This window comes from Janthinobacterium sp. EB271-G4-3-2 (assembly GCF_020858035.1).
GTDB lineage: Bacteria > Pseudomonadota > Gammaproteobacteria > Burkholderiales > Burkholderiaceae_D > Janthinobacterium > Janthinobacterium aestuarii.
In genome coordinates, this window is sequence record NZ_JACYMG010000021.1 from 506 (window position 1) to 25,743 (window position 25,238).

At 63.9% G+C, this 25,238-nt stretch carries 27 protein-coding genes; 11 read left to right on the forward strand and 16 right to left on the reverse strand.

The genetic code is table 11. From position 1 onward, the window contains the following. Positions 1–183: 183 nt before the first annotated feature. From IGS55_RS27275 to IGS55_RS27290, 4 genes are all read left to right on the forward strand, one after another. Positions 184–711 (forward strand): sigma-70 family RNA polymerase sigma factor, encoded by a 528-nt coding sequence (locus tag IGS55_RS27275; protein WP_230519397.1) that lies wholly within the window; start codon positions 184–186, stop codon positions 709–711. Further along, positions 708–1,694, forward strand: coding sequence for a FecR family protein (locus tag IGS55_RS27280; protein WP_230519398.1), 987 nt, complete (start codon positions 708–710; stop codon positions 1,692–1,694). Before IGS55_RS27275 ends, IGS55_RS27280 begins: the two co-directional genes overlap by 4 nt. Positions 1,695–1,774: 80 nt before the next feature. Beyond that, on the forward strand, positions 1,775–4,261 hold the full coding sequence (locus IGS55_RS27285) for a TonB-dependent siderophore receptor (protein ID WP_230519399.1): 2,487 nt from the start codon (positions 1,775–1,777) through the stop codon (positions 4,259–4,261). A 109-nt stretch (positions 4,262–4,370) separates the two neighbouring features. Further along, complete coding sequence (locus IGS55_RS27290) at positions 4,371–5,939, forward strand: histidine phosphatase family protein (RefSeq protein ID WP_230519400.1); 1,569 nt, start codon at positions 4,371–4,373, stop codon at positions 5,937–5,939. Between the two features lie 60 nt (positions 5,940–5,999). Here the strand turns inward: IGS55_RS27290 and IGS55_RS27295 are convergent, their stop codons facing one another. From IGS55_RS27295 to IGS55_RS27325, 7 genes are all read right to left on the reverse strand, one after another. After that, a complete protein-coding gene (locus IGS55_RS27295) occupies positions 6,000–7,286 on the reverse strand; it encodes an MFS transporter (RefSeq protein WP_230519401.1) in 1,287 nt (428 codons plus the stop codon). A 588-nt stretch (positions 7,287–7,874) separates the two neighbouring features. Continuing rightward, positions 7,875–8,195 (reverse strand): thioredoxin family protein, encoded by a 321-nt coding sequence (locus IGS55_RS27300; protein ID WP_442908222.1) that lies wholly within the window; start codon positions 8,193–8,195, stop codon positions 7,875–7,877. A gap of 21 nt (positions 8,196–8,216) precedes the next feature. Next, a complete protein-coding gene (locus IGS55_RS27305) occupies positions 8,217–8,912 on the reverse strand; it encodes a fumarylacetoacetate hydrolase family protein (protein WP_230519403.1) in 696 nt (231 codons plus the stop codon). Positions 8,913–8,988: 76 nt separating this feature from the next. Further along, positions 8,989–10,284, reverse strand: a complete 1,296-nt coding sequence (locus IGS55_RS27310) for an MFS family transporter (RefSeq protein ID WP_128141967.1) — start codon at positions 10,282–10,284, stop codon at positions 8,989–8,991. A gap of 153 nt (positions 10,285–10,437) precedes the next feature. Beyond that, positions 10,438–11,640, reverse strand: coding sequence for a 3-oxoadipyl-CoA thiolase (gene pcaF / locus IGS55_RS27315; protein ID WP_230519404.1), 1,203 nt, complete (start codon positions 11,638–11,640; stop codon positions 10,438–10,440). 73 nt (positions 11,641–11,713) lie between these two features. Beyond that, the gene (locus tag IGS55_RS27320) at positions 11,714–12,355 is read right to left on the reverse strand and encodes a 3-oxoacid CoA-transferase subunit B (RefSeq protein ID WP_268992078.1); all 642 of its coding nucleotides are present in this window, start codon (positions 12,353–12,355) and stop codon (positions 11,714–11,716) included. Positions 12,356–12,366: 11 nt separating this feature from the next. Next, the gene (locus IGS55_RS27325) at positions 12,367–13,065 is read right to left on the reverse strand and encodes a 3-oxoacid CoA-transferase subunit A (protein ID WP_230519405.1); all 699 of its coding nucleotides are present in this window, start codon (positions 13,063–13,065) and stop codon (positions 12,367–12,369) included. A gap of 165 nt (positions 13,066–13,230) precedes the next feature. Here IGS55_RS27325 and IGS55_RS27330 point away from each other — a divergent pair, with 165 nt between their 5' ends. Continuing rightward, positions 13,231–14,058 carry an IclR family transcriptional regulator domain-containing protein gene (locus IGS55_RS27330; protein WP_230519406.1) on the forward strand — a complete coding sequence of 276 codons (828 nt, stop codon included), beginning with the start codon at positions 13,231–13,233 and terminating at the stop codon, positions 14,056–14,058. On the opposite strand, the gene IGS55_RS27335 is transcribed toward IGS55_RS27330, so the two are convergent. Genes IGS55_RS27335 through IGS55_RS27350 form a run of 4 tightly spaced genes read right to left on the reverse strand, consistent with a single transcriptional unit; the run spans position 14,059 to position 16,173 of the window. After that, positions 14,059–14,916 carry a ChaN family lipoprotein gene (locus IGS55_RS27335; protein ID WP_230519407.1) on the reverse strand — a complete coding sequence of 286 codons (858 nt, stop codon included), beginning with the start codon at positions 14,914–14,916 and terminating at the stop codon, positions 14,059–14,061. It lies immediately after the preceding gene. A 42-nt stretch (positions 14,917–14,958) separates the two neighbouring features. Continuing rightward, on the reverse strand, positions 14,959–15,390 hold the full coding sequence (locus IGS55_RS27340) for a YeeE/YedE family protein (protein WP_230519408.1): 432 nt from the start codon (positions 15,388–15,390) through the stop codon (positions 14,959–14,961). Then, entirely contained in the window at positions 15,387–15,812 is a 426-nt protein-coding gene (locus IGS55_RS27345; RefSeq protein ID WP_230519409.1) for a YeeE/YedE family protein, read from the reverse strand. Before IGS55_RS27345 ends, IGS55_RS27340 begins: the two co-directional genes overlap by 4 nt. Before the next feature lie 7 nt (positions 15,813–15,819). Next, complete coding sequence (locus IGS55_RS27350) at positions 15,820–16,173, reverse strand: ArsR/SmtB family transcription factor (RefSeq protein ID WP_230519410.1); 354 nt, start codon at positions 16,171–16,173, stop codon at positions 15,820–15,822. Positions 16,174–16,507: 334 nt separating this feature from the next. On the opposite strand from IGS55_RS27350, the gene IGS55_RS27355 reads away from it, so the two are divergent. Beyond that, positions 16,508–16,915 carry a PEP-CTERM sorting domain-containing protein gene (locus IGS55_RS27355; RefSeq protein WP_128141959.1) on the forward strand — a complete coding sequence of 136 codons (408 nt, stop codon included), beginning with the start codon at positions 16,508–16,510 and terminating at the stop codon, positions 16,913–16,915. Positions 16,916–16,985: 70 nt separating this feature from the next. On the opposite strand, the gene IGS55_RS27360 is transcribed toward IGS55_RS27355, so the two are convergent. Genes IGS55_RS27360 through IGS55_RS27375 form a run of 4 tightly spaced genes read right to left on the reverse strand, consistent with a single transcriptional unit; the run spans position 16,986 to position 19,729 of the window. Further along, complete coding sequence (locus tag IGS55_RS27360; RefSeq protein WP_034746783.1) at positions 16,986–17,165, reverse strand: hypothetical protein; 180 nt, start codon at positions 17,163–17,165, stop codon at positions 16,986–16,988. Then, positions 17,162–17,563: a DUF3224 domain-containing protein gene (locus tag IGS55_RS27365; protein WP_230519411.1), complete on the reverse strand. Its 402-nt coding sequence runs from the start codon at positions 17,561–17,563 to the stop codon at positions 17,162–17,164. The genes IGS55_RS27360 and IGS55_RS27365 overlap by 4 nt, the downstream gene beginning before the upstream one ends. Beyond that, positions 17,563–18,150, reverse strand: coding sequence for a DUF1697 domain-containing protein (locus IGS55_RS27370; RefSeq protein WP_230519412.1), 588 nt, complete (start codon positions 18,148–18,150; stop codon positions 17,563–17,565). The genes IGS55_RS27365 and IGS55_RS27370 overlap by 1 nt, the downstream gene beginning before the upstream one ends. A gap of 13 nt (positions 18,151–18,163) precedes the next feature. Beyond that, complete coding sequence (locus tag IGS55_RS27375) at positions 18,164–19,729, reverse strand: sensor histidine kinase (protein WP_230519413.1); 1,566 nt, start codon at positions 19,727–19,729, stop codon at positions 18,164–18,166. A 207-nt stretch (positions 19,730–19,936) separates the two neighbouring features. Here IGS55_RS27375 and IGS55_RS27380 point away from each other — a divergent pair, with 207 nt between their 5' ends. Both IGS55_RS27380 and IGS55_RS27385 read left to right on the forward strand, forming a co-directional pair. After that, on the forward strand, positions 19,937–20,275 hold the full coding sequence (locus tag IGS55_RS27380) for a hypothetical protein (protein ID WP_230519414.1): 339 nt from the start codon (positions 19,937–19,939) through the stop codon (positions 20,273–20,275). After that, positions 20,272–21,117, forward strand: a complete 846-nt coding sequence (locus IGS55_RS27385) for an HDOD domain-containing protein (RefSeq protein ID WP_070301229.1) — start codon at positions 20,272–20,274, stop codon at positions 21,115–21,117. Before IGS55_RS27380 ends, IGS55_RS27385 begins: the two co-directional genes overlap by 4 nt. Before the next feature lie 152 nt (positions 21,118–21,269). Here IGS55_RS27385 and IGS55_RS27390 read toward each other — a convergent pair whose 3' ends face one another. Then, a complete protein-coding gene (locus IGS55_RS27390) occupies positions 21,270–21,596 on the reverse strand; it encodes a hypothetical protein (protein ID WP_034746769.1) in 327 nt (108 codons plus the stop codon). A gap of 662 nt (positions 21,597–22,258) precedes the next feature. Between IGS55_RS27390 and miaB the strand changes: the two genes are divergently transcribed. Genes miaB through ybeY form a run of 3 tightly spaced genes read left to right on the forward strand, consistent with a single transcriptional unit; the run spans position 22,259 to position 25,141 of the window. Further along, positions 22,259–23,626 (forward strand): tRNA (N6-isopentenyl adenosine(37)-C2)-methylthiotransferase MiaB, encoded by a 1,368-nt coding sequence (miaB, locus tag IGS55_RS27395; RefSeq protein WP_230519415.1) that lies wholly within the window; start codon positions 22,259–22,261, stop codon positions 23,624–23,626. Then, positions 23,623–24,687, forward strand: a complete 1,065-nt coding sequence (locus IGS55_RS27400; RefSeq protein WP_034746759.1) for a PhoH family protein — start codon at positions 23,623–23,625, stop codon at positions 24,685–24,687. Before miaB ends, IGS55_RS27400 begins: the two co-directional genes overlap by 4 nt. After that, positions 24,671–25,141, forward strand: coding sequence for an rRNA maturation RNase YbeY (gene ybeY, locus IGS55_RS27405; protein WP_230519416.1), 471 nt, complete (start codon positions 24,671–24,673; stop codon positions 25,139–25,141). Before IGS55_RS27400 ends, ybeY begins: the two co-directional genes overlap by 17 nt. The last annotated feature ends 97 nt before the right edge of the window (positions 25,142–25,238 follow it).

Here is a 25,238-nt window from a genome sequence, read left to right on the forward strand (position 1 = left end):
AAGAATTTGCAGTATGAAGAACCCGCCCCTGCCCCGTGCAGCGGCGGGTTTTTTCATTTCCGGCAACACCGCGCATGCGGCCTGCGCGCAACACCTGCCCCCTCCGCATGCAATCGGGGATTGTGACAAGCCGCCTCCGCCGCTTACAATGAGAATAATTCTCATTTATATTGTTCATCCCCCATGTCCGCCATCCAGCCCAGCCTGCAACAGCAAGTGCACACGCTCTATAGCGAGCATCACGGCTGGCTGGTCGGCTGGCTGCGCAAGAAACTCAGCTGCCCGCATGGCGCGGCCGACGTGGCGCAAGACACCTTTTTACGCATCATCGCCTCGCGCGACGCGCTGTTCGGCATGCGCGAGCCGCGCGCCTATCTGTCAACGACGGCCAAGCGCTTGCTGCTCGACCGCGCGCGCCGGCAAGTACTCGAGCGCAGCTATCTGGCGGAACTGGCCCTGCTGGCCGACAGCCTGCCCGGCGCGCCCTCGCCGGACGAGATCCTGATGGCCGTGCAGGCGCTCGGTCAGATCGCCACGGCGCTGGACGGAATATCCGCCAAGGCGCGCGACGCCTTTTTGCTGCACTACCTGGAAGAGCAGCCGCAGGCCGCCGTCGCCGCGCAATTGAACGTCTCCACGCGCATGGTGCAAAAATACCTGGTGCAAGCCTTGCTGGCCTGCCGCCACGCCTGCCCGGCAATGGCGGCATGAAGGGCGCGCGCACCGACGTGGCAGCCGAACAGGCCGCGCAGTGGATCGTGCGCCTGAGCGCCGACGACCCGGCCGAGCGCGATATGGCGCGGGCCGGCTTCGCCGCATGGAAGGCGGCCGATCCGCTGCACGCGACAGTGGCCGCCGGCATGGAAAACCTGCTGCGCCAATTGAATGCCGTGCGCGAGCCGGCCGGCGGCGACCACCGCCCCGCGCGGGCCGCCCTGGCCGCCATCGCGCCCAAGCGCCAGCGTCTGCGCCAGCTGGCCGCGGCCAGCGCCGTGGCCGTGCTGGTACTGACCGGCGCGCTGGTCCTCGGCGAGCGCCCCGCCTACCTGCTGGCCGACCTGCGCAGCCCCACGGGGCAATGGCAGACGCACACCCTGGCCGATGGCAGCCGCCTGACCCTGGCCGGCGGCAGCGCCGTCAACGTACGCTTCAACGCGGGTGAACGGCATGTGGAGCTGGTGCGTGGCGACATCCTCGTCGACGTGGCCAAGGATGCGCAGCGCCCCTTCATCGTCGACAGCGGCCAGGCGGCGATCCGCGCGCTGGGCACGCGTTTTGCCGTGCGCAGGGAAGACGGCGCCACCATCCTGAGCATGCTCGAATCGACAGTATCGGCACAGGTGCCGCAACATCGGGCCGTCGTGGTGCGGGCAGGCCAGCGCACGCGCATCACGAACGATGGCGTCGGGCCACTGACCAGCATCGATGCGGCCAGCGTGCAGCAAGCGTGGCGCGCGCACCAGCTGGTGGTCGACGACTTGCCGCTGGCCGACGTGCTCGACGAGCTGGCGCGCCACCGTCACGGCCAGCTGCACTACGACCGCGCGCAGATCGCCGGCATCCGCGTGGCGGCCGTGCTGCCGCTGGACGACACGGACAAGGCGCTGCAGCTGCTGATCGACAATTTCCCCCAGCTGCGCATCCGCATGCTGACGCGCTACCTGGTGATGGTGGACGCCCCCGCCAAAAAGTAAATGTTTTTTTGCATTCGCGGTTCCACTTTGCGCATCTCGTGCGTCAAGGCAGCTGAGATCAATCAAAAAAGGCTGTCACCATGTCCGCTCGTATCCTTACCGTTTCCTCGCCGCGCGCGCTGCGCACGCGGCTGCATCCCCTGGCCCTGGCCGCCCTCCTGCTGGCTGGCGCCGGCATGCACGTCCAGGCAGCCGCCCAGGCGCAGGCCAGCCTTGCCACCGCCAGCTACGCCATCCCCGCCGGTCCGCTGGCCGGCGCCCTGAACCGCTATGCGCAGCAGGCGGGCGTATCCATCGTCGTCGATGCAGCCAAGGTGCAGGGACTGCAGACGGCCGGCCTGCAGGGCAGCTATGCCATCGACGACGGCTTTGCCGTACTGCTGCGCGGCAGCGGCTACGCCATCGGCAAGACGGCGACCGGCTATGTGCTGGTGGCCGCGCCGGCATCCGCGCCCACGGCAGCGGCAAGCGCCGCCTCGACGGCCGAGCGCACCATGCCCTCGATTACCATCGTTGGCCAGGCCGGGCAAGGCGCCACCACGGAAGGCAGCGGCTCCTACACGGCGCGCAAGATCACCCTCGGCAAGGGCGAGCAGTCGATGAAGGACATGCCGCAATCGGTCAGCGTGCTGACGCGCCAGCGCCTGGACGACCAGGGCATCACGGACTTGCGCGAAGCCGTCAACAACGTCACCGGCGTGGTGGGCGTGCATGGCGTGGGACCGGGCGTGGTGATCACGGCGCGCGGCTTCCAGATCGATCAATGGCAGTACGATGGCGTGCCGATCGACCGCAACACCTATGCGCTAGGTAACTGGGGCCAGGAAAACATGGTCATCTACGACCGCCTGGAAGTGCTGCGCGGCGCCTCCGGCATGCTGGTCGGCACGGGCAGCCCCGGCGGCTCCGTCAGCCTGGTGCGCAAGCGCCCGACCGCCACGCGCAGTGTCAGCATAACGGCGCGCGCCGGTTCGTGGGACCATGTTGGCGCCCAGCTCGACGTCAGCAGCCCCTTGAACGCGGACGCCAGCCTGCGCGGACGCGTGATTGTCGATGAAGAAGATACCCACTCCTTCGTCGACCAGGTATGGAGCAAGAACCGCACCCTGTACGCGGCGCTCGACTACGACCTGGGACCGGCCACCACCCTGGGCCTGGCCGTCAGCAACGTCAACGACCATGGCCGCCCTACCTTCATCGGCCTGCCCCGCTATGCGGACGGCAGCGCGCTGAACCTGCCCCGCTCCACCTTCACGGGCGCCGACTGGAACCGCAGCGAGGCCAAACAAACCAACGTGTATCTCGATCTGGAACACCATTTCAACAGCCAGTGGAGCCTGAAGGCATCCGCCGTGAACATAAAAGAAAACACCAGCTCCGTGCACCAGCGCGTGGCCTTGCCCATCAATCCCGACGGCAGCGGTGCGAGCTATGGCGACTTTGGCATGGATTTCGACAACCGCAAGCGCGGTATCGATGCCTACGTGCGCGGCAAATTCGACGCCCTGGGCATCGCGCAGGAAGTCCTCGTGGGCGCCAGCTATGTCACGCTGGCGTCGGACGACGTCTACGCCCGCGCCTGGGAATCCGGTGCGGACGTCTTCAACATCAGGCACAACCGCCCATGGCAAGATATCGACAGCATCGCCGCGCGCCCGAACGGCGTGCGTCCCGTCAGCACCTATGAAATACGCCAGAAAGGCCTGTATGGCAGCTGGAACGGCCAACTGACCAGCAAGCTGAAAGCCGTGCTGGGTGGACGCTTCAGCTGGTACGACTTCGTGTATGCGACGCCCAAAGGTCCCGAAGAACAGCTCAACGCCAGCGCCAAGTTTACGCCATCGGTAGGCCTGATCTACGCGCTCGATCCGCAATGGTCGGCCTACGCCAGCTATGCCGACATCTACACGCCACAAAGCATCCGCGATGCGCAAGACAAGGTCCTCAAACCCGTCACGGGCAGCAATTACGAGGCGGGCATCAAGGGAGAGCTGATGGATGGCAAGGTGAACACCTCGCTGGCCGTGTTCCGCTACGACCACAAGAACCGTGCCGTCACCGACTATGAGGCGGGCATGGTGTGCCCCGACGGGTACTGCTCGCGTGCTTCGGGCAAGGTCCGCAGCCAGGGCCTGGAAGCGGAAGTGTCCGGCGAAGTGGCGCGCGGTCTGCAGTTGTCGGCCGGTTACGCCTATACGACGACGACGTATCTGAACGACCCGGACAATCAGGACAAGGTCTTTTCCACCTGGACGCCGAAACACATGCTGCGCGTGTGGTCCAGCTACACCCTGCCCGGCGCCTGGGACAAGTTCAGCGTGGGCGCCGGCGCCAACCTGCAAAGCCATACGCTCGATACCGCGTACAAGTTCAAGGTTGCCGGCTTCTCGATCTGGAACGCGCGCCTGGCGTGGCAAGCCACGCCGCAGGTGGCCCTGTCGCTCAACGTCAACAATGTGCTCGACAAGCGCTACATCATCCCGGCCTACAACACCACCGGTTCGAACAACTACTATGGCGACCCGCGCAACGTGCAGTTCACCTTGAAGTACACGCCGAAGTGGTAGGCTGACGCGCTGCGCTGACAGCACAGGCGGGCCGGCATTCAGCCGTGCCCGCTTTTTTTTCGTTCAGTGCTAGGCTTGCAGTTAAGAAATTATTCCCTCAGAAAAAACCATGCTCCCACCACTCTCCCTGTCCCGCATGGCGCTGATCCTGGCCACCTGCGCCAGTCCGGCCCTCGCCTTCGACGGCCACTACCAGACCAAGACGCCCTACGCGCCGCAGCAGGACCCGGCCACCTATGCCGCGCCGCCGGCCGGCTTCCAGCCCATCTACACGCAGCTGGTGGCGCGCCACGGGTCGCGCGGATTGACCGGCATGAAGAGCGACGCGGCCCTGTATGCGATGTGGCGGCAGGCCGCCGCGCAGGATGCGCTCACGCCGTTGGGGCGCGAACTGGGCCCCGACATCCTGGCCCTGATGAAGGCCAACGCGCTGCTTGGTTATGGCGTGGCCGGCATCGAAAAACCCGGCTACGGCAATCTGTCGCAGACGGGCATCGAGGAACACCGGCAACTGGCCGTGCGCATGCTGGCGCGCCTGCCCGCCCTGTTCGCGCAAGTGGGCCAGGACGCGGCGACGGCGCCGCGCCAGCTCGTCACCATCGATTCCGGCGTGGACCGCGCGCGCGACAGCGCCCGTTTTTTCACGCAGTCGCTGCTCGAGCACGCGCCCGCGCTGGCGCCCTTGCTCTACCTGCCGCCCGCCCCGGCGCCGTATCCTCAGGGACGCAAGGCGGTACCGCAAGCGGATGGCGTCAACCGCTTCCTGCTGTACGCGCACAAGCTGGCGCCGCGGACGGATCTTGTCGCCGATCGCGCCAACCCGTACTACGCCACCTATGCCGCCAGCCAGGCCTACCAGTACTATGAGAGAACCAAGCAGCTGCATGCGCTGATGGACGCCCCCGCCAGGCTGCCTGCGGCGGCCGCGCATGCGCGCCACGTGCTCGAACGGCTGTTCGCACCCGCCTTCCTCGACCAGCTCGAGCGCGGCGCCGCCAGCTATGCGGACACGGGCAGCTACAGCTTCACCAGCGCGGACGGCCGGCTCACGCGCACCATGACGGGCAGCGGCAAGACCGTCATCCGCAGCCTGAATGCGGCCGCGACAAAACTATATGAACTGTATGCGATCGCCGCCGGCATGCGCCATGAAGTACCGGCCGATTTCAGCCGCTACATGCCCGCCGAGGATGCGCGCTACTATGCCGATATCGCCGACCACGAGGATTTTTACCAGAAAGGACCGGGCAGCACGACCAGCCCAGGCGTGACCTGGCGCTTCGCGCTGGCCTTGCGCGACGATTTTTTCAAGGAAGTCGATGCGCTGGCCAGCGGCGATGTGCGCCACGCGGCCAAGCTGCGCTTCACGCACGCCGAAATGATCATTCCGCTCGCTTCGGCCATGGGCTTGAAAGAGGCGCTGGCACCGCTGCCGGCATCGGCCGGCGACAGCCATGCCGGCCCTCGATGGCGCGGCCAGAGCATCTCGCCGCTGGCGGCCAATATGCAGTGGGATGTGTACCGCAACGGCGCAGGACAGCTGATCGTGCGCCTGCTGTATAACGAAGAGGAAACGCCGTTCCAGGCCGCTTGCGACGGCGCGCGCATCGCGCCCGGCAGCGTTTTCTACGACTATGCGGGACTGAAAGCCTGCTACGGCCACGTGGCAACGCCGTAGGCACAAAAAAAGCCGCCAGCTTATGCAACTGGCGGCTTTCGACCATCGTGTAGCAAGCAGTTACTGCCAGGCTTCCTTGCCCGCGCGTGGCTTGCCCACCATCAGCAGCGCGCCCAGGGTCAGCACCGCCGCCAGCGACAGGTAGTAGCCCACGTATTGCAAGCCGTAGTTGGTGGCCAGCCAGGTGGCGATGTACGGCGCCAGCGAGGCACCGAGGATGCCGGCCAGGTTGAACGTCAGCGAAGCGCCCGTGTAGCGCACTTCGGGCGGGAACAGCTCGGACAACATCGTGCCCAGCGGTCCGTAGGTCATGCCCATCAGTCCCAGGCCGACGGCCATGAAGACGGTCACTTCCCAGGTCACGCCCGAACCGAACATCGGCGCGAGCACCAGGCCGAAGATGGCGATGGCGACGGAGACCCAGATCAGGGTGGTACGGCGGCCGCGGCGGTCGGCCAGCACGGCCGAGAAAGGAATCGTCAGGGCGAAGAACAGCACGGCAAACAGCTGCACGATGAGGAATTCCTTGCGCGTGAAGCCCAGCTTGGTCGTGCCCCAGCTCAATGCGAACACCGTCATCAGGTAGAACAGCACGAAGGTGGCCAGGGCGATGATGGTGCCCAGGAACAGCATGCGGCCATGCTGGCGGAACACGGTGGCCACGGGCAGTTTGACGACTTCGTTCTTGTCGATGACTTTCTGGAAGTCCGGCGTTTCCGTGATCTTCAGACGCACGTACAGGCCGACGATAACCAGCAGCGCGCTGGCCAGGAACGGGATGCGCCAGCCGTAGCTGAAGAACTGCTCATCGGTCATGGTTTCGCTCAGCAGCAGGAAGATGCCGCCCGACAGGAAAAAGCCGATCGGCGCACCCAGCTGCGGGAACATGCCGTACCAGGCGCGTTTGCCCGGTGGCGCGTTTTCCGTGGCCAGCAGCACCGCGCCGCCCCACTCGCCGCCCAGGCCCAGACCCTGGCCGAAACGGCACAGCGCCAGCAGCAGCGGCGCCAGGGTGCCGATGGCGGCATACGTCGGCAGCAAGCCGATGATGACGGTGGAGATACCCATGGTCAGCAAGGCTGCGACCAGGGTGGCCTTGCGGCCGATGCGGTCGCCGAAGTGGCCGAACACGGCCGAACCGATGGGGCGGGCGAAGAAGGCGATGGCGAACGTGGCCAGCGACTGCAGCACGGCGGCCGACGGATCGCCGGCGGGGAAGAACAGTTTCGGGAACACCAGCACGGCGGCGGTGGCGTAAATATAAAAGTCGAAGAACTCGATGGTGGTGCCGATCAGGCTGGCGAACAGCACCGTGCCGGGGGAATTTTTCTTGGGGGGGGTGCTCATTTACTGCGCTCCTTGGGGAGGGTGTCTAAAGGCCATTCTCTGGATGTTTTTTCAGGCAGCAGCACAGCACGTTGTCTAGGCGCGCGGTTCACATATCATAGCTGTGCTCGGGCGTAATTGCTGCGAATTTGCTATGAAATTCGCAAACAAATTCCACGCCGTAACACGCCGTTGTTAACGGCAGACAACGGTGTACCAACGCGCGCTATCGCGCCGTGATCAGTGCTGATTTAGAGAAACAACGGTCGTGCGCCATCCGGTTACCCGGGGCACGGCAGGAAAGGCGTCAGGGGATGGGCGACGTGTATCAGGCCCGGCGTATCGCCAGGCATTCCGTACCAGACCCGCGCGTCGGCATCGCGGCATCGGTCATTTGTGGTGAGTCCTTGCCTGCGGCCCCTCCGGGTGGAGCGGCCGGCGATGATCGCGCTGCATCACTCAGGATGCGGTTGATCTTGCTGTAAGCGGCTTATGATACGCGCAGTGGTGCGGTGCGGCAAGAAGTTGTGATGGAGCATGTCTTACGGTGGTGTCGGCTTACGCTGCGCTAAGCCGACCTACGCCGACCTACGCCGGGCCTATGCCGGCCTACGCATCGATCAATGCAAAAGTCTGCTCGATCTCACGACTGTCGAGCGGGCGCACGAGGCGCGCCACTTCCTGGCCATCCTTCAAAAAAACCAGAGTCGGCCACAGCTTCACCCGGAAGTAGCGCCCCAGGGCGCGGCCGGGGCCGTCTTCCACGCGGATATGCGGCACCCCGGGGTGCTGCGCAAACGCGGCGGCCAGCGGCGCCTCGGTGGCGCGGCAGTGACCGCACCAGCCCGTGCCGAATTCCAGCAGGGCCGGCCCGGTCAAGGCGTCGATCTCGGCGCGCGTCGGTTGCGCTACGGAATATGTGTCGTTCATCATGTCAGTCTCCTTGAGAACTTAGACCACTTTCACGCGCAAGGTATCCAGGCCATCGATGGCGCCCACCAGCTCGTCCCCGCGCTGCACGGCCGCCACGCCGGCCGGCGTACCCGTGTAGATCAGATCGCCCGGCTGCAAAGTGAAATAAGTCGACAGGTCGGCGATGGTTTCGGCCACGTTCCAGATCAGCATGTCGATGGTGCTCGCCTGGCGCAGCTCGCCGTTCACGTGCAGGGTGATGGCGGCATGGCCAATGTCACCCGCCTGCGCGGCCGGGGTGATGGAACCGATGGGCGCCGAGTGCTCGAAAGCCTTGCCCGTGTCCCATGGACGGCCCTGCTTTTTCGCCGCGCCCTGCACGTCGCGGCGCGTCATGTCCAGGCCGATCGCATAGCCCCACACGTGGCTCAGCGCATCGGCCACGCCGATATCGCTGCCGCCCTTGCCGATGGCCACCACCAGTTCCATCTCGTGCTGGAAATCCTGCGTCTGCGCCGGGTACGGCAGTTCGCCCGTCGTGCCGGCAGGCACGGGCAGCACGGCATCGTTCGGTTTCATGAAGAAAAACGGCGCCTCGCGGCCCGTGTGGCCCATTTCCTTGGCGTGGTCGACGTAGTTGCGGCCCACGCAATAGATGCGGTGGACGGGAAAGCTGTCGGCGCTGCCCGTAACGGGAACGCTGGGCTGGATGGCTGCGGGAATGACATACGACATGAAAACTCCTGATCGGCACGATAAAAAGGCGGCGATGAAAAAGGGACACCGCAGTGTCCCCCATTTTACGGCAAGCTTACTTCAGCAGTCCCGAGCGGCTCGGATCCGGCATGCGGATGGCGACGATGAAGGAAATCAGGCACATGATGGTCACGTACCAGTAGAAATACTCCTCCACGTGCCAGGCCTTGAACTGCAGCGCGACGTATTCGGCCGAACCGCCGAACATGGCGTTGGCGACCGCATACGACAGGCCCACGCCCAGCGCGCGCACTTCGACGGGGAACATTTCCGCCTTGATCAAGCCGCTGATCGACGTGTAGAAGCTGATGATGGCCAGCGCAATGACGATCAGGCCAAACGCCGCGTACGGGCTGGTGATGTCTTTCAGGGCATGCATGATCGGCAGCACGCACAAGGTGGCCAGGCCGCCGAAGAACAGCATCGAGGTACGGCGGCCGATGCGGTCGGACAAGGCGCCGAACACCGGCTGCAAAATCATGTACACCAACAGCGCGCAGGTCATGACGGCGCTGGCCGTCTTGGTATCCATGCCGGCCGTGTTGACCAGGTATTTCTGCATGTAGGTGGTAAACGTGTAGAACACGAGCGAGCCGCCGGCCGTAAATCCCAGCACCGTGATGAAGGCGCGCTTATGCTTGAGCAAGCCGCGCAGGCTGCCCGCATCCTTGTCCTTGCGCTCGCTGGCGGTGGTCGTTTCCGTCAGGGATTTACGCAGGTTCAGCGACACCAGAGCCGCCAGGGCGCCAAAGACGAACGGGATGCGCCAGCCCCAGGCACGCAGCTCTTCCAGGGTCAACAGTTGCTGCAAGACCACCAGCACCAGCAAGGCCAGCAGCTGGCCGCCGATCAGGGTCACGTACTGGAACGAGGCGAAGAAGCCACGCTTGCCCGATTCCGACACTTCGCTCATGTAGGTGGCGCTGGTACCGTATTCGCCGCCCACGGACAAGCCCTGGAACAAGCGTGCCACGAGCAGCAGGAACGGCGCGAAGGCGCCGATGGTTTCATAGGTCGGCAGGACGGCGATCATCAGGGAACCGCCGCACATCATCAGCACGGAAATCATCATCGACTGGCGGCGGCCGTATTTGTCGGCGATGCGGCCGAACAGCCAGCCGCCCACCGGGCGCATGAGGAAGCCGGCGGCGAAGATGCCGGCCGTTTGCAGCAGCTGCGTCGTCGGGTTACCGGAAGGGAAGAAGGCGTGCGAAAAGTACAGCGCGCAGAACGAGTAAATGTAGAAGTCGAACCATTCGACCAGGTTACCGGAGGAAGCGCCAATGATGGCCTTGATGCGCTGCTGGGAAGTCAGCTGCGCAACGTCATGCGGAGTATCGTGGGATGTCATATCAGTCTTTTTGTTCGTGTGAAAAAGCCAACGCCAGCCCGGTTGCCCGGACTGGTTTTGCATCATACGCCCTGGATCAGAGTCAAAAAGCCGCCCGGCATACGCGTTAATACGTATCGCCGGCAACTATTTTTCGCCTGCGGGCGTGTGGAATCAGACCCGTTCCAGCACCAATGCAATGCCCTGCCCCACGCCGATGCACATGGTGCAGAGCGCATAGCGGCCGCCCGTGCGGTGCAGCTGGTTGACGGCCGTCATGGCCAGGCGCGCGCCCGAGGCACCCAGCGGGTGACCGAGGGCGATGGCGCCGCCGTTCGGGTTCACGCGCGCATCGTCGTCACGCACACCGAGCTGGCGCAGCACGGCCAGGCCCTGGGCGGCAAACGCTTCGTTCAATTCGATGACGTCGAAGTCGGCCAGGGTCAAACCCGTCATGGCCAGCACTTTCAGGGTGGCGGGCGCGGGGCCGATGCCCATGATGCGCGGCGCCACGCCGGCCGTCGCCATGGCCACGACGCGGGCGCGCGGCGTCAGGCCAAAGCGTGCCGCGTTCGCCTCGTCGGCCAGCAGCAGAGCCGCCGCGCCATCGTTGACGCCCGATGCGTTGCCGGCGGTAATCGTGCCGTCCGCGCGCACGACGGGTTTCAATTTGGCCAGGGTATCGAGGGTGGTGGCGCGCGGATGCTCGTCGCGGCTGACAACGACGGGCTCGCCTTTCTTTTGCGCGATGCTGACGGGGCAGATTTCACTGTCGAACACGCCAGCCTGCTGCGCCGCCAGGGCCTTGACCTGGCTGGCCAGGGCGAACGCATCCTGGTCCGCGCGGCTGATGCCGAAGTCGACGGCCACGTTTTCCGCCGTTTCCGGCATCGAGTCGACACCGTACTGCGCCTTCATCAAGGGGTTGATGAAGCGCCAGCCGATGGTCGTGTCTTCCATTTTCATGCCGCGCGAAAAAGCGCTGTCGGCCTTGCCCATGACGAATGGCGCGCGGCTCATGCTTTCCACGCCGCCGGCGATCAGCAATCCCGCCTCGCCGCTCTTGATGAAACGGGCCGCGCTGCCGATGGCGTCCAGGCCCGAACCGCACAGGCGGTTCAGGGTGGCGCCCGGCACGCTGTCGGGCAAGCCCGCCAGCAAGGCGGCCATGCGCGCCACGTTGCGGTTATCCTCGCCCGCCTGGTTGGCGCAGCCGTACAGCACGTCGGTGACGGCGGTCCAGTCCACCTCGGGATTGCGCGCCATCAAGGCACGGATGGGCACGGCGCCCAGGTCATCGGCGCGCACGCCGGACAGGCCACCGCCATAGCGGCCAAACGGTGTACGCTGGGCATCGCAGATAAACGCTGCAGTCATATTGTTTTCCTCCAAGAAATATTTATGTAGGTCGGCTTAGTGCGCAAGCGCGTAAGCCGACATCGCTGGCTTGCTAACGTCCGTCCCGCAGTGAAACCGGCGTCAACGCTTGCAGTTGCTCAAAACTCAAGCCATCGGCCAGCTCGACGACCGTGGCGCCGTTTGGTCCCAGGTCGAGCACGGCCAAGTCGCTGTAGATACGGCTGACGCAGGCAATGCCCGTCAGCGGGTACGAACACGCCTGCACCAGCTTGCTTTCACCCCCCTTGGTCAGCAATTCCATCATGACCCAGGTTTTTTTCGCGCCGATGGCCAGGTCCATGGCCCCGCCCACGGCGGGAATGGCGTCGGGTGCGCCCGTGTGCCAGTTGGCCAGGTCGCCCGTGGCGGACACTTGAAACGCGCCCAGCACGCAAATGTCGAGGTGGCCGCCGCGCATCATGGCGAAACTGTCGGCATGGTGGAAATAGCTGCCGCCGGGCAGCAGAGTGACGGGCTGCTTGCCCGCGTTGATCAGGTCGTAGTCTTCTTCGCCGGGCACAGGCGCGGGGCCCATGCCGATCACGCCGTTTTCGCTGTGCAGGATGATGTCCGCGCCGGCCGGCAAGTGGTTCGCCACCAGGGTCGGCAAGCCGATGCCCAGGTTCACGACGGCGCCCTCATGGATGTCGGCCGCCACCTTGGCCGCCATCTGGTCTCGATTCCATTTATTCATGTTGATATTCCTCAGGCTGCTTTGAAGCCGGCGGGGCCGGTGGCCGTGCGCGGCACTTGCACGATGCGCCGCACGAACAGGCCCGGCGTGATGACGTGCTCGGGGTCGATGCTGCCCAGCTCAGCAACTTCATGCACGGAAGCAATGCTGACCTTGGCGGCCATGGCCATGATCGGGCCGAAGTTGCGCGCCGTCTTGCGGTAAGTCAGGTTGCCCCAGCGGTCGCCCTGCTCCGCCTTGATCAGCGCGAAATCGGCGTGGATCGGCGACTCGAACACATACATGCGGCCGTCGATCTCGCGCGTTTCCTTGCCCTTGGCCAAGTCCGTGCCATAGCCCGTGGGCGTGAAAAAGCCGCCGATGCCGGCGCCGGCGGCACGGATGCGCTCGGCCAGATTGCCCTGTGGCACCAGTTCCAGTTCCAGCTTGCCCGCGCGGTACAGGGCGTCGAAGACGTGGGAATCGGCCTGGCGGGGGAACGAGCAGATGATCTTGCGCACTTGCCCGTTTTTCAGCAGGGCCGCCAGGCCCGTGTCGCCATTGCCCGCGTTGTTGTTGACGATGACGAGGTCGCGCGCGCCCTGGGCGATCAAGCCGTCGATCAGCTCGGCCGGCTGGCCCGCGCCGCCAAAGCCGCCAATCATGACGGTGGCGCCATCGTGGATATCGGCCAGCGCATCAAGCACGCTGGAACGCAGTTTGTCGATCATTGCGGTCTCCTCCCAATCAAATCCATCTGTCATTTGTTCGCACAACGAACAAATATTCGCATTTAGAACTTATTCGTGAGAATATGCCTGATCTGGGCGCTTGTCAATTTGCCGTTTTCGCCAGCGCCATGGCTATAATTGCCACCTTGACCAATTGGAATTGCCATGACCGCACGCAGCAGCACCTCCCTTTCCGCCGAAGAAACTGTCGATGCCGACGGCGCGCCGCGTCCCGGCGACAGCTATGTGCAATCGTTCGCGCGGGGCCTGGCCGTGCTGCGCAGCTTTGGCGCGGACGCGCCGCAACAGACCTTGAGCGAAGTGGCGGAACGGGCGCAGCTGACGCGCGCGGGCGCGCGGCGCATCCTGCACACCTTGCTGCATCTCGGTTACGTGGAAGCGGATGGGCGGCTGTTCCGTTTGACGCCGAAGGTGCTCGATCTCGGGTACGCCTATCTGTCATCCTTGCCCGTGTGGACGCAGGCGCAGCCGCTGCTGGAAGAATTGATGCAGACCTTGCGCCAGTCGTGCTCGGCTACCGTGCTCGACGGCGACGACATCGTGTATGTCGTGCGCCTGTCCGCGCACCGCACCATGTCGATCAACCTGGGCATCGGCAGCCGCCTGCCCGCCTACTGCACCTCGATGGGACGGGTTTTACTGTCGGGCCTGGCGCCCGACGCGCTGCGCGAACGGCTGTCGAAGATGGCGCTGCTGAAAATCACGCCGGCGACCAAGGTCGATATCGACGTCTTGATGGAAGAGATTGCGCAAGTGCGGCGCCAGGGCTGGTGCCTGGTGCAGGAAGAGCTGGAACAGGGCTTGATCGCCCTGGCCGCGCCCGTGTTCGACCGGGCCGGCAAGGTGGTGGCGGCGATCAACGTCAGCGGCCAGACGGCGGGGCCGTCCGTGGCGCATCTGCTGGAACACAGCTTGCCGAAACTGCTCGATACGGCAAGCCGGGTCAGCGCCCTGGTGCGGGTGCAGCAGTGATTATTTCTTGAACTTGGCGCACGGATCCGGGCGCGGCTGCGCCGGCATCGTTTGCGTCAGGTCGAACGTGCCCTGGTAGCCGGTGTTGCCCTGCTCCAGGTAGCCGATGCTGCGCACGTTCAGTTGCGGGTCGGCCAGCTTCAGCCAGCGGGGCACGCCGATATCCTTGCGCACATGCTCATTGCCGGCGATCAGCACCACGTCGCGCGGCGCCTGGTCGCGGATCAGCTTGGCCATCCAGATATCGCGCGCCACTTGCGCGTTGACGACGCCACCCACCATCATGTCGGGCAGCATATTGCAGCGGGCCGCCTGGACTTCCTTTTTTTGCCCTTCCAGAATATCGGCCGGCACGGGGGCGGCCAGGTAAGTGGCCGCCATGGCGGGCGGCATCGACCACTGGATGCCGTCGCGCACGATGCGCGAGGCATCGGCCGGCGACAAATTGCCGGCGACCAGGGTCAGCTGGTAGCTGATGACGAGGTCCAGCACGGGCCGGTAGACGCTCCAGTCCCAGCGCGGCTGTTCCATCACGCGGATGATGCAATCGGGGTCGGCGCATTCGCGCGCGGCGCGCGTCAGCAAGGCCTGGTTTTCGCGGTCGAACTGTTCCATGACGATCACGGGACGCCAGCCGGCCGCCAGGCGGCGCTGCAATTCTGCGACGCGCAGGCGTTGGCCTTGCGCATTGTCATGCACTTCGCCGAGCAGCAGCACTTGCGGATTGGGCAAGGCGTCGGCCACGGGCACGGGAGCGGGCGGCGCTTCCTTCTTCAGCAGGCTGCCGCAGGCGGCCAGCGCCAGCATGCTGCACAGCAGGGCGGCGCGCGCGCCGGCACGGAAAATCACGGTCTTCATGTAAGCGGTATCCAAAGTGGCGATGCGCCAGATTGTACCGTCTCAGGCCGGCGCGGGCTGCTTGCGGCGCTCCAGCACTTCAAACACGGCCATGCCGGCCAGCATGGCGCCGGCAAACATCCACGCTTTCGGCTGACCCGCCAGCAGCGACACGAGGGCGGGACCGGGACAGAAACCGGCGATACCCCAGCCCGCGCCAAAGGCCAGGCTGCCCAGCAGCAAGCGCCGGTCGATGCGCCGCGATGCCGGCAACTGCATGGGCTCGCCCAGCAGCGACCTGGTTCTCCGCCGCGCCAGCCAGAAGGCCGGCAAGGCCACGCCGATGGCGCCACCCATCACCAGCGCCAAGGACGGATCCCAGGCGCCGGCCAGGTCGAGGAAAGCGAGTACCTTGGCCGGGTTGCCCATGCCGGAGACGATCAGGCCCAGGCCAAAGACGAGGCCGCTCAACAGGGAAAGAAATAGTTTACTCATACGTGGCGCAACAGATAGACGGTGAGGAATCCGGCCGCCATGAAGGCACAGGTGGCCGCCAGCGAACGGGGCGACAGGCGCGACAGGCCGCACACGCCGTGGCCGCTGGTGCAGCCGGCGCCATAGCGCACACCCACGCCCACCAGCAAGCCCGCCACGATCAGGGCCGGCATGCCTGCGTCGATCTGTACGGGCGGCAAGGCTTGCCACAACGGGTACAGCAAGGGTGTGCCGATCAGGCCGGCAAGAAAGGCGATGCGCCAGCCGAGGTCGCCACTGCGCGGACGCAGCAGGCCGCCGACGATGCCGCTGATGCCGGCGATGCGGCCATTGAACAGAATCAATAGCGCAGCCGCCAGGCCGATCAGCATGCCGCCGGCCAGCGAGGCCCACGGCGTGAAGTGCTGCCAATCTATGGTCATGGCAGGGTCAGTCCGCCTCGTCGTTGAACTGGGGGCGCGGCGCGCAAAATTGTGCGTACAGCACTTGCAGCACGGCCAGCACGGGCGCGCTGGCGACGCGGTAATAAATCTGCTTGCCGTCGCGCCGCGTGGCCACCAGCATCTCTTCGCGCAGCACGCCCAGCTGCTGCGACAGGGTCGGCTGGCCGATGCCCACTTTTTGTTCGAGGTCGCTGACGCAATGCTCGCCCTGCGATAGCTGGCACAGCAGCATCAACCGGTCGGCATTGCCCATGGCCTTGAGCAGCGAGCTGGCCTTGTAGGCCGAGCCACGCATGGCGTCGAGGTTGTATTCGGCGTGTTGTGTTGCGACTGTCTCCATCTTGCCCTCCCACAGGCGGTCATGTTGAATAGCGTGCGATAAACAATATACTAATCAATATATTGTTTTCGTGCTGGCGATTCGCACAAAAAAACAACAGTGTTTTTTAGTCGATAGCATCCTTATGCAAAGTGTGCGGCAACGATCATGTTTACGCTATCAAAATGACAAATATTCGTAATAAAGAGGAAATAAACGTATCAAAATTGTCACGATCTATGCTGTAATGGGAGAACAGCAGAAAAACCATGATACGCCCCCGTACGGGCGAATTGTCCGTCCATGCGCTAGCCGGTTTCGGCTGCGCCGCACGGTGAACCACAGGGAGAGCACGATGAGAATTTATCAGTCGCTATGCATGGCCTTGCTGGCGCTGTCGGCCAGCACATGGAGCATGGCGGCAGTCAGCGACACGACAGCCGGCAAGCTGCAGGAAGCCGGCGAACGCGTGACGATCGATGAAAGCATCAGCTTGAATAATAATCCCGGCTGGGAAACGCCGGACTTGCCGTATGCACGCCTGCTGGCCAGCAGCAGCGCGACGGCGGCACCGCACTGGAGTACCAGTGGCGCGCGCCATGTGGCCCTGGCGCCGCCGAGGCCCATGACGGCCGCACCCGCACAGCAAGCCAACGTGCCGGCCCCCGTGCCTGAAGCGAGCATGTACTCGATGTTGCTGGTGGGATTGGGCCTGGTGGCCTTGAGCCTGCACGGCGAAAAACAGGAAAAATTCGATAACTGACGGCGCCTGCACTGGCAAGGCGCTGCTGAAGAACATTCCGCCTGGTGCGGAATGTTTTGTTATGGCGCCATCATTTGTCCAGCAGGCGGCAGACCCGTTCGATGTTCCCCACCGGAATGCCGGACTTCAGGGCCCGCGCGATGCAGCCCGCCTTGTCCGGGCCCGAGGCGGAAATGAGCACGAAGGCCGTCACCACCACGCTGATGGCGACAAGCACGATCAAGACACCCTTGACGATATCCCAGTTCATTGCGCCTCAACAATGTCATACGTAAAATCATAATAATGCTTGCCGTCCTCGATGCGGATGGCCAGGCTGCCCCTGAGTCCTTGCAACTGCTCCGTCCCCGTATCGGGTACCACCGTCACCGACAAGGCGGACGCGCCGCGCGTCATCGTGCCGCTGTGCTGCAAATAAAAACTGCCGTGGCGCCCGTCCAGGCTGCCTTCCACCCGTTCCAGCGCCACATAGCCTGCCGAGCCCGTCACGCTGGCGCGCGCGCTCAGCATCTCGCCCTGCGCGCTGGCCTCGAGGGCGCCGTGGTAGCGTTTGTCGAGCGACAAGCGTCCCAGCCCCGATTGCGCGGCCGTGTCCGACAAGGTTTCCGGGGTAATGGTGACGTCGAAGGTACCGGCAATGGAAGGCATCAGTGCTCCTTGGAAAATGAAGATGTGGCTGCCGCATCGGGTCCGCTCAGCAGCGCATGCAGTTTTTGCATGGTGGCCCAGTTGCGCGACGTGACGCCGTCGCCCAGCAGCACGCCCAGCGCCGCCACCACCTTGCTGGCCAGCACGCCATCGGGACACCAGGCATATGCGGCCCAGCGCCCCAGCGCCAGCGCTTCGGGCTGCCACGACTGCCGCAAAAGCGGCGCCAGGCGCTTGACGTCGGCCGGATTGTTCAGCACCAGGGTCAGCAAGCGGGCCGCATCGGCCGCCGGCGCCAGGGTGTTTTGTTCGACCAGCTCGGCAAACTGGCTGGCCGACAGCACCGTCACCCTGGCTGCCACGCCCAGTTTCAGCACCAGTGCTTCCTCGATGCGGGAAGCTGCCTCGGCCGGCGCTACCTTGCCGCCGTCATACACGACGTTGCCACTGTTGAGTACCGTGCGCACTTGCGCAAAACCCAGGTCGCCCAGCAGCTTGCGCAGGTCGGCCATGGCCACGCGCTTGGCGCGGCCCACATTAATCCCGCGCAACAGCGCCACTTGCTGACTGTTTTCTATTTGTGCCATGCTGTCTCCTTGCCTATGCCTGGCTGCTGGTGCTTTCCGGCAACGGCGTCACCGTGGGCAGGCGCAGCAGGAACGTCGCACCCTGCCCCAAGGTGCTGCTGACTGTGATGGTGCCGCCAAATTGCTTGGCAATCAAGTTGAACACGATATTCAAGCCCAGTCCCGTGCCGCCCTGCCCGCGCCGCGTGGTGACAAACGGATCGAACACGCGGTCGAGCATGTCGGGCGCGATGCCGCGGCCGTTGTCGCGCACCTGCATGGCGATCGCGTCGCCATCGCGGCGCACGCCGATATGGATGTTGCCGGCCATGTCCGCATCAAACGCATGCTCGACGCAGTTCAACACCAGGTTGGTCAGCACCTGCGCCAATGCGCCCGGATAGCTGTCGAGCATGATGTCAGGCGGGCAGTCGATATCGATGCTGATGCGCGTCTTTTTCAGGGTCGGCTGCAGGCTCGAGATCACCTCGCCGATATAGTCGCGCAATTCGAACAAACGGCGCGCCTCGCTGACCTGGTCGACGGCGATCTGTTTGAAGCTGTGGATCAGATGGGCGGCGCGGTAGGCATTGTTCATGATCAGCCGCGCGCTTTCGCCGGCCGTTTCCAGGTAGCGCACGATGTCGGTCTTCTTCACGCTGCCGCCGGCCACGGCCGCGCTGATGTCATCGGTGGCTTCCTTCAGCACCGAGGCGCTGGTCAGGGCGATGCCGACCGGGGTGTTGATTTCATGCGCCACGCCGGCCACCAGGCTGCCCAGCGAAGCCAGGCGTTCCGATTGCAGCAACGATTCCTGCGCCCGGCGCAGCTCGTCCATGGCCTGCGCCGTTGCCTGCTGGGAGCGGCGCGCCATGTCTTCCGCCTCGCGGCTGCCCTCGATGATGGACTTGAGCTTGCGCTGCACGGCATTGAAGCCGCGGATCACGTCGCCCAGTTCGTCGCGCCGGTTTTCCGGCAGCTCTTCGACGTCATCGCTGCCGCGCGTGGCCAGGTCGAACAAGCCGTCGCGCAACTGTTTCAGTGGCTCGAAGACGATGCGCAGGCTCAGCGCCAGGGCGCCCACGAGGATGATATCCAGCAGCAACACTTCCAGCACCTTGCGCCGCACTTCGGCATGCAGGGCCGCATCGATCTGCGCGCGGCTGAAATTGACGATGACCTTGCCGACGATCACCGGCTTGCCGCCCGTGGCCGCCGCCACGGCGTCGCGAAACACCAGCGGCGCCTCGACGGGCGTGCCGCCCATGGCCACGTCGGCGCTCAAAGGCACCAGGGTCCCGCCCGCATCGCGCACCTCGCCCGCGAACAGGCCGACCGAGGCGTCGTAGACGCGGATGCCAACCAGTTCCGGCGGCAGCATTTCAGCCGCGACGATACTGTCGACCTTGGATTTGTCGAGGTCCCACAGTGCCGAAGGCAAGCTGGTCTGCAAGCGCGTAAGCACGCCGCTGCGCAGGCGCGCGCTGCCCGATTCGAGTTCTTGGCTCAGTGTATATTGGGTATAGCTGCCGGAAATACCCAGCACCAAGGTGACGATCACGACAAAAAGCAGGGTCAGCCGGACTTGGATACTCGCCATCAATCAACACTCCCGGGGCCAGGCCAGCCGCCGGCCCGCGGCGCGGGCGCAGATACGTCGGCAATACAAGGGCCTGAATCAAATGTACGGTATGACATGCTTATTGGCAAGATTTACAGTATTCCCACTTTCGATAGAGACTTTGATGCAGGTTGAGACATTGCGGCATGGCAATGGTAATATCCCGCAATCATCTAAGGAGTCGTCATGGCGGTCACGCATCAACATCTACCCCTGGAACAAGTTCGTCCCGGCATGATCTTGTCGGATGTCTTGCTCGATGCGCATGGACAAGTGCTGTTGCCGCAAGGCGCGGTATTGACGGAAAACATGCTGGCCCTGATGCCCCGCCACAACATCGACATGCTGCCCATCCAGGCGCCGCCCCCTTCACCGGAAGCAATCGCCGCGCAGCAGGCGGCCGACAGCGAACGGCTGGCCTACCTGTTCCGCAAGCATGATCCCGACGATCCTCTGGACGCGGCCACCACCTTGCTGCGCAGCTATGTCACGGCTTACCGCCTGGACACGGGAGAGGCCGCATGAGCACGCAGCTGACGCTCGACGATATCGTCGCCCATCTCGATGACCTGCCTTCGTTGCCCGCCGTCGTCATGGAACTGCTCAACAGCATCGACCAGGAAGACGTCGATATTTCCGTGCTGGCCAAAAAAGTGTCGTACGACCAGGCATTGACGGCAAAAACCCTGCGCCTGGCCAACTCGTCCCACTATGGCTTGCAAGTGAAGGCCACCACCATCCAGCAGGCGATCACCTACCTGGGCTTCCAGACGACGCGCAGCCTGATCACGTCGGCCGCCATCACCGGTTGCTTCCCGGAAGGACGCTGCCCCGGTTTCGACGACAAGGCCTTCTGGCGTCATTCGGTGGCGACGGCCGCCTGCGCCAAGGTGCTGGCGCGGCAGATCCGTTTCAACCAGGATTACGCGTTCACGGCCGGCTTGCTGCACAACATCGGCCGCCTGGTGCTGGTCAGCAGCTTTCCCGCGCACTACGCGCAAGCCATCGCGCACCAGGCCGCGCACGATTGCAGCCTGCTCGAAGCGGAGCAGGCCGTGCTGGGCGTGGACCACGTGCAGGCGGGCGTGGCCCTGGCCGAACACTGGAATTTTTCCGACACCATGCGCCTGGCGCTGGGTAACTACCTGCAGCCGGAAACGCCGGGGGCAGGCTTTCTCGCGTCGCTGATCCACGTGGCCAATGCGGTTGTTTGCGCGCTCGACCTGGCGCAGGCGGGCGACGACATGGTGCCGCGCGTCTCGCCGGTGGCCTGGGATGCGCTGGGCCTGGGCGAAGACGCGTATCTGCAGCTGTTCCGCGAAACGGAGCTGCGCTACGATGAAATCACCTCGGCCCTGCTGAGCTAAACAATGCCTTCACAACGCCGCAAACGCAAACGGCCCCCGCTGCGAAGCGAAAGCCGTTAGGGGTACTACGGTCGATCCATGCTGCCCGGCCCACGCCAGCCTGTTGCCGCCAGCAGCTACGCAAGCGGCACAGTCAGCGTACAACCGCCACATCAGTGCGCGTAATTCGATTCTTGCGCATCGCCGCGGTCTTCCGCTTTTGGACGGCCCTGGGCGTCGGACAGGCGATACTTGGTGCGGCGGTCGCCCATCAAGTCGCGCAGGTCGCGGATGCTCATGCCCGTTACTTCGTGCATGCGGATCAGCAGCGAGGCGCCAACCGGCAAGCGGTGGTGGCGGATCTTGCTGATGACCGGTGGCGCCACTTCAAGCAGACGCGACAGGGCTGCATCGTTCTTCAGCTGCATCTTGCTCAGCAGAATATCCAGCAGGTGGTTCGGGTTGTAACTCTCTTGCGATGCTAATGCATGATGTGCCATGATTTTTCCTCGTCTGGTGAATGTAGAAAATAATGCCGATACGAACTTAAGGCTGGCTTAGAGTGTTTAAATAAACGTCTTTCCCACTGATTCAGCCTTCCCCCGCCCTTCCTCCTTATCGCACTGCCCGCACAGGACTCGCACAGCCACGCCCAGCCAACGTACGCAACTTGCCGCGTGAGTAAAAAGCACTGCAATCCACCAAAATGAATTGCATATAAGACAATATACTAGCCCAAACACGCGGCATCTACGCCTCGCGCAAACTTCCTGATTGTTAAATATCAATCAAGCTGCTGGTTGGCTTGGCAACGATGCTATTTCAACACATTAGGATGCCAGCGGGCGCACACAAGGCTTTGCAGCAACTTGTTACAAATCAATGGTGACGTACGGCAATAAATGCTTTTGAGCATCACGGCACATGGCGGCATATACAAGCGGCAACCTTGTCGGCAAGGTCAGCACGACATGGCCCGTGCCCGCGATTTACGCTAAACTATGGCCTGAACTTGCAGCGAGCCTGCCACCGGGCAGCCAGAGGCGCCCGGCCGGTCATCCACCGCCTCCCGCCCCGAGCGGCGCACGGCGCAAGCCGCCTGCCCAGCTTATTTTCCGCCACACTTATTTGCAGCCACATTTACCGATAAGCGCCCGACTCCATGCAGAAAAAAGTATTCATTAAAACCTTCGGCTGCCAGATGAACGAGTACGACTCGGACAAGATGGCCGACGTGCTGGGCGCCTCCGATGGCCTGGTACGCACCGACACGCCGGAAGATGCCGATGTGATCCTGCTCAATACCTGCTCCGTGCGCGAAAAGGCGCAGGAAAAAGTGTTTTCCGACTTGGGTCGTCTGCGCGAGCTGAAACTGGCCAAGCCGCACCTGTTGATCGGCGTGGGTGGCTGCGTGGCGTCGCAGGAAGGCGACGCCATCGTCAAGCGCGCGCCGTATGTCGACATGGTCTTCGGCCCGCAAACCCTGCACCGCCTGCCGCAGATGATCGAACTGCGCCGCGCCAGCGGCGATGCGCAAGTGGACATCAGCTTCCCGGAAATCGAAAAGTTCGACCACATGCCGCCGGCCAAGGTGGAAGGCGCTTCGGCATTCGTCTCCATCATGGAAGGCTGCAGCAAATACTGCAGCTACTGCGTCGTACCCTACACGCGCGGCGAGGAAGTGTCGCGCCGCTTCGAGGACGTGCTGACGGAAGTGGCGGGCCTGGCCGCCCAGGGCGTCAAGGAAATCACCCTGCTGGGGCAAAACGTGAACGCCTACCGGGGTGCGATGGAAGGCGGCGAGATCGCCGACTTCGCCCTGCTGCTCGAATACGTGGCCGACATTCCCGGCATAGCACGCATGCGCTTCGTCACCAGCCACCCGAAGGAATTCACGCAGCGCCTGATCGACGCCTACGCAAAAATCCCGCAGCTGGTCGACCATTTATATCTGCCGGCGCAGCATGGCTCCGACAAGGTACTGGGCGCCATGAAGCGCGGCTACACGGGCCTCGAATACAAGTCCATCATCCGCCGCATCCGCGCCGTGCGCCCGAACATGGCCATTTCGTCCGACTTCATCGTCGGTTTCCCCGGCGAGACGCAAGCCGACTTCGACGCCATGATGAAGCTGATCGCGGACGTCGGCTTCGACAACAGCTACAGCTTCATCTTCAGCAAGCGCCCCGGCACGCCGGCCGCCAGCCTGGAAGACGACACGCCGCATGAAGTCAAGCTGGCCCGTTTGCAGCAGCTGCAGGCGGCCATCGACGCCAATACGCGCAAATACAGCCTGGCCATGGTGGGCAGCGTGCAAACCATCCTCGTCGAAGGCCGCTCCAAAAAGGACACCGATGACAGTGAACTGCAAGGCCGCACCGAGAACAACCGCGTGGTCAACTTCGACGCCGGCCCGGACGGTTTGCAATTGATCGGCCAGCTGGTCGACGTGCGCATCACCGAAAGCCATTCCTACACCCTGCGCGGCGAATTGGTCGCCAGCGCACCCGCATTGAAAAGAGTCAGTTGAAAACTAAAGCCCCGATACAGCCGCACTACTTCATCCCCGAGCCGCTCGATAACACGCGCCTGGCGCACCTGTGCGGGCCGCTCGATGAAAACCTGCGCCAGATTTCCGCCGCCCTCGACGTGACGATCTTCCGCCGCGGCGAGAAATTCATCGTCGGCGGCAGCAATGCCGAACGCGCCGTGGAAATCCTCGAGCAGTTCTACGCCATCGCCAACAAGGTCGTGCCGCTCGAAGAAGTGCAGCTGGCCCTGGTGGAACAGCGCGCGGGCCTGTCCGCCGCCTCCGAACACCATGCCAACGCGCCCGCCAGCACCTTCGTCGAGCCGGACATCGCCAGCCCCGTGCTGAAAACGCGGCGCTCCGACCTGCGCGGGCGCACGCCGCACCAGATCGCCTACCTGCGCGACATCCTTGAACACGACATCAGCTTCGGCGTCGGTCCTGCCGGCACGGGTAAAACCTATCTGGCCGTCGCCTGCGCCGTCGACGCGCTCGAACGCGATGCCGTCAAGCGCATCATTTTGACGCGCCCCGCCGTCGAAGCGGGCGAGCGCCTGGGCTTTTTGCCGGGCGACCTGGCGCAAAAGGTCGACCCGTATCTGCGTCCCCTGTACGACGCACTGTACGACTTGCTCGGTTTTGACCGCACGCAGAAGCTGTTCGAGAAACAGGTGATCGAGATCGCCCCGCTGGCCTATATGCGCGGACGCACCTTGAACCACGCCTTCGTCATCCTCGATGAAGCGCAAAACACCACCGTCGAACAGATGAAGATGTTCTTGACGCGCATCGGCTTTGGCAGCAAGGCCGTGGTGACGGGCGACGTGACGCAAGTCGACCTGCACAAGAGCCAGACGAGCGGCTTGATCGACGCAGTGCACGTGTTGAAAGACGTGCGCGGCATCGGCTTCACGCAATTTAACAGCACCGACGTGGTGCGCCATCCGCTCGTCGCGCGCATCGTCGACGCCTATGAAACGGCGCAGGCGGCCAATGCCGACGCCGCCCACCTGCCCTCCTTATTGAAACCAGCCGCCGCCAAAAATGTCCGAAAAAAATAAACTGTCCCTGTCCGTGCAATACCCGGACACCCGCCTGGAAACCCTGATCACGCGCCCGAAAGTGCGCCGCTGGGTCAAGGCGGCCCTGTTCGCGCCAGCCGAATTCACGATCCGCTTCGTCGACGCGGAAGAAGGCCGCACCCTGAACCGCGACTACCGCGAAAAGGACTACGCCACCAACGTGCTGACGTTCGCCTACAATGAAGGCGAAGAACCGGGCGACGACGAGCCGACGCGCGCCGACATCATCCTGTGCACGGACGTGCTGGAAAAGGAAGCGGCGGAACAAAAGAAGAGCGTGGAAGAGCACACGGCCCATTTGATCGTCCACGGCGTGCTGCATGCGCAAGGCTACGACCACATGGATGACGAGGAAGCCACCGAGATGGAGGGCCTGGAAACGGACATCCTCGCAAAACTCGGCATCAGCGATCCCTACGCCGACCAAAAATAAACCGCACAGACCGGGTAGGTCGGGTTAGCCCGCAGGGCGTAACCCGACAACACCCGTCAACGTAAGCGGAGCACCACAGTGTCAGATTACGCTGCGC

Coding starts and splice junctions, on each gene's coding strand:
- IGS55_RS27320 (WP_268992078.1), bottom strand. CDS start 12,355: ATGAATAAATGGAATCGAGACCAGATGGCGGCCAAGGTGGCGGCCGAC.
- IGS55_RS27295 (WP_230519401.1), bottom strand. CDS start 7,286: ATGAGCACCCCCCCCAAGAAAAATTCCCCCGGCACGGTGCTGTTCGCC.
- IGS55_RS27300 (WP_442908222.1), bottom strand. CDS start 8,195: ATGAACGACACATATTCCGTAGCGCAACCGACGCGCGCCGAGATCGAC.
- IGS55_RS27275 (WP_230519397.1), top strand. CDS start 184: ATGTCCGCCATCCAGCCCAGCCTGCAACAGCAAGTGCACACGCTCTAT.
- IGS55_RS27280 (WP_230519398.1), top strand. CDS start 708: ATGAAGGGCGCGCGCACCGACGTGGCAGCCGAACAGGCCGCGCAGTGG.
- IGS55_RS27340 (WP_230519408.1), bottom strand. CDS start 15,390: ATGAGTAAACTATTTCTTTCCCTGTTGAGCGGCCTCGTCTTTGGCCTG.
- IGS55_RS27380 (WP_230519414.1), top strand. CDS start 19,937: ATGGCGGTCACGCATCAACATCTACCCCTGGAACAAGTTCGTCCCGGC.
- IGS55_RS27365 (WP_230519411.1), bottom strand. CDS start 17,563: ATGCCTTCCATTGCCGGTACCTTCGACGTCACCATTACCCCGGAAACC.
- IGS55_RS27350 (WP_230519410.1), bottom strand. CDS start 16,173: ATGGAGACAGTCGCAACACAACACGCCGAATACAACCTCGACGCCATG.
- IGS55_RS27285 (WP_230519399.1), top strand. CDS start 1,775: ATGTCCGCTCGTATCCTTACCGTTTCCTCGCCGCGCGCGCTGCGCACG.
- IGS55_RS27355 (WP_128141959.1), top strand. CDS start 16,508: ATGAGAATTTATCAGTCGCTATGCATGGCCTTGCTGGCGCTGTCGGCC.
- IGS55_RS27335 (WP_230519407.1), bottom strand. CDS start 14,916: ATGAAGACCGTGATTTTCCGTGCCGGCGCGCGCGCCGCCCTGCTGTGC.
- IGS55_RS27310 (WP_128141967.1), bottom strand. CDS start 10,284: ATGACATCCCACGATACTCCGCATGACGTTGCGCAGCTGACTTCCCAG.
- IGS55_RS27385 (WP_070301229.1), top strand. CDS start 20,272: ATGAGCACGCAGCTGACGCTCGACGATATCGTCGCCCATCTCGATGAC.
- IGS55_RS27305 (WP_230519403.1), bottom strand. CDS start 8,912: ATGTCGTATGTCATTCCCGCAGCCATCCAGCCCAGCGTTCCCGTTACG.
- miaB (WP_230519415.1), top strand. CDS start 22,259: ATGCAGAAAAAAGTATTCATTAAAACCTTCGGCTGCCAGATGAACGAG.
- IGS55_RS27370 (WP_230519412.1), bottom strand. CDS start 18,150: ATGGCACAAATAGAAAACAGTCAGCAAGTGGCGCTGTTGCGCGGGATT.
- ybeY (WP_230519416.1), top strand. CDS start 24,671: ATGTCCGAAAAAAATAAACTGTCCCTGTCCGTGCAATACCCGGACACC.
- IGS55_RS27360 (WP_034746783.1), bottom strand. CDS start 17,165: ATGAACTGGGATATCGTCAAGGGTGTCTTGATCGTGCTTGTCGCCATC.
- IGS55_RS27330 (WP_230519406.1), top strand. CDS start 13,231: ATGACCGCACGCAGCAGCACCTCCCTTTCCGCCGAAGAAACTGTCGAT.
- IGS55_RS27325 (WP_230519405.1), bottom strand. CDS start 13,065: ATGATCGACAAACTGCGTTCCAGCGTGCTTGATGCGCTGGCCGATATC.
- IGS55_RS27390 (WP_034746769.1), bottom strand. CDS start 21,596: ATGGCACATCATGCATTAGCATCGCAAGAGAGTTACAACCCGAACCAC.
- IGS55_RS27345 (WP_230519409.1), bottom strand. CDS start 15,812: ATGACCATAGATTGGCAGCACTTCACGCCGTGGGCCTCGCTGGCCGGC.
- IGS55_RS27375 (WP_230519413.1), bottom strand. CDS start 19,729: ATGGCGAGTATCCAAGTCCGGCTGACCCTGCTTTTTGTCGTGATCGTC.
- pcaF (WP_230519404.1), bottom strand. CDS start 11,640: ATGACTGCAGCGTTTATCTGCGATGCCCAGCGTACACCGTTTGGCCGC.
- IGS55_RS27290 (WP_230519400.1), top strand. CDS start 4,371: ATGCTCCCACCACTCTCCCTGTCCCGCATGGCGCTGATCCTGGCCACC.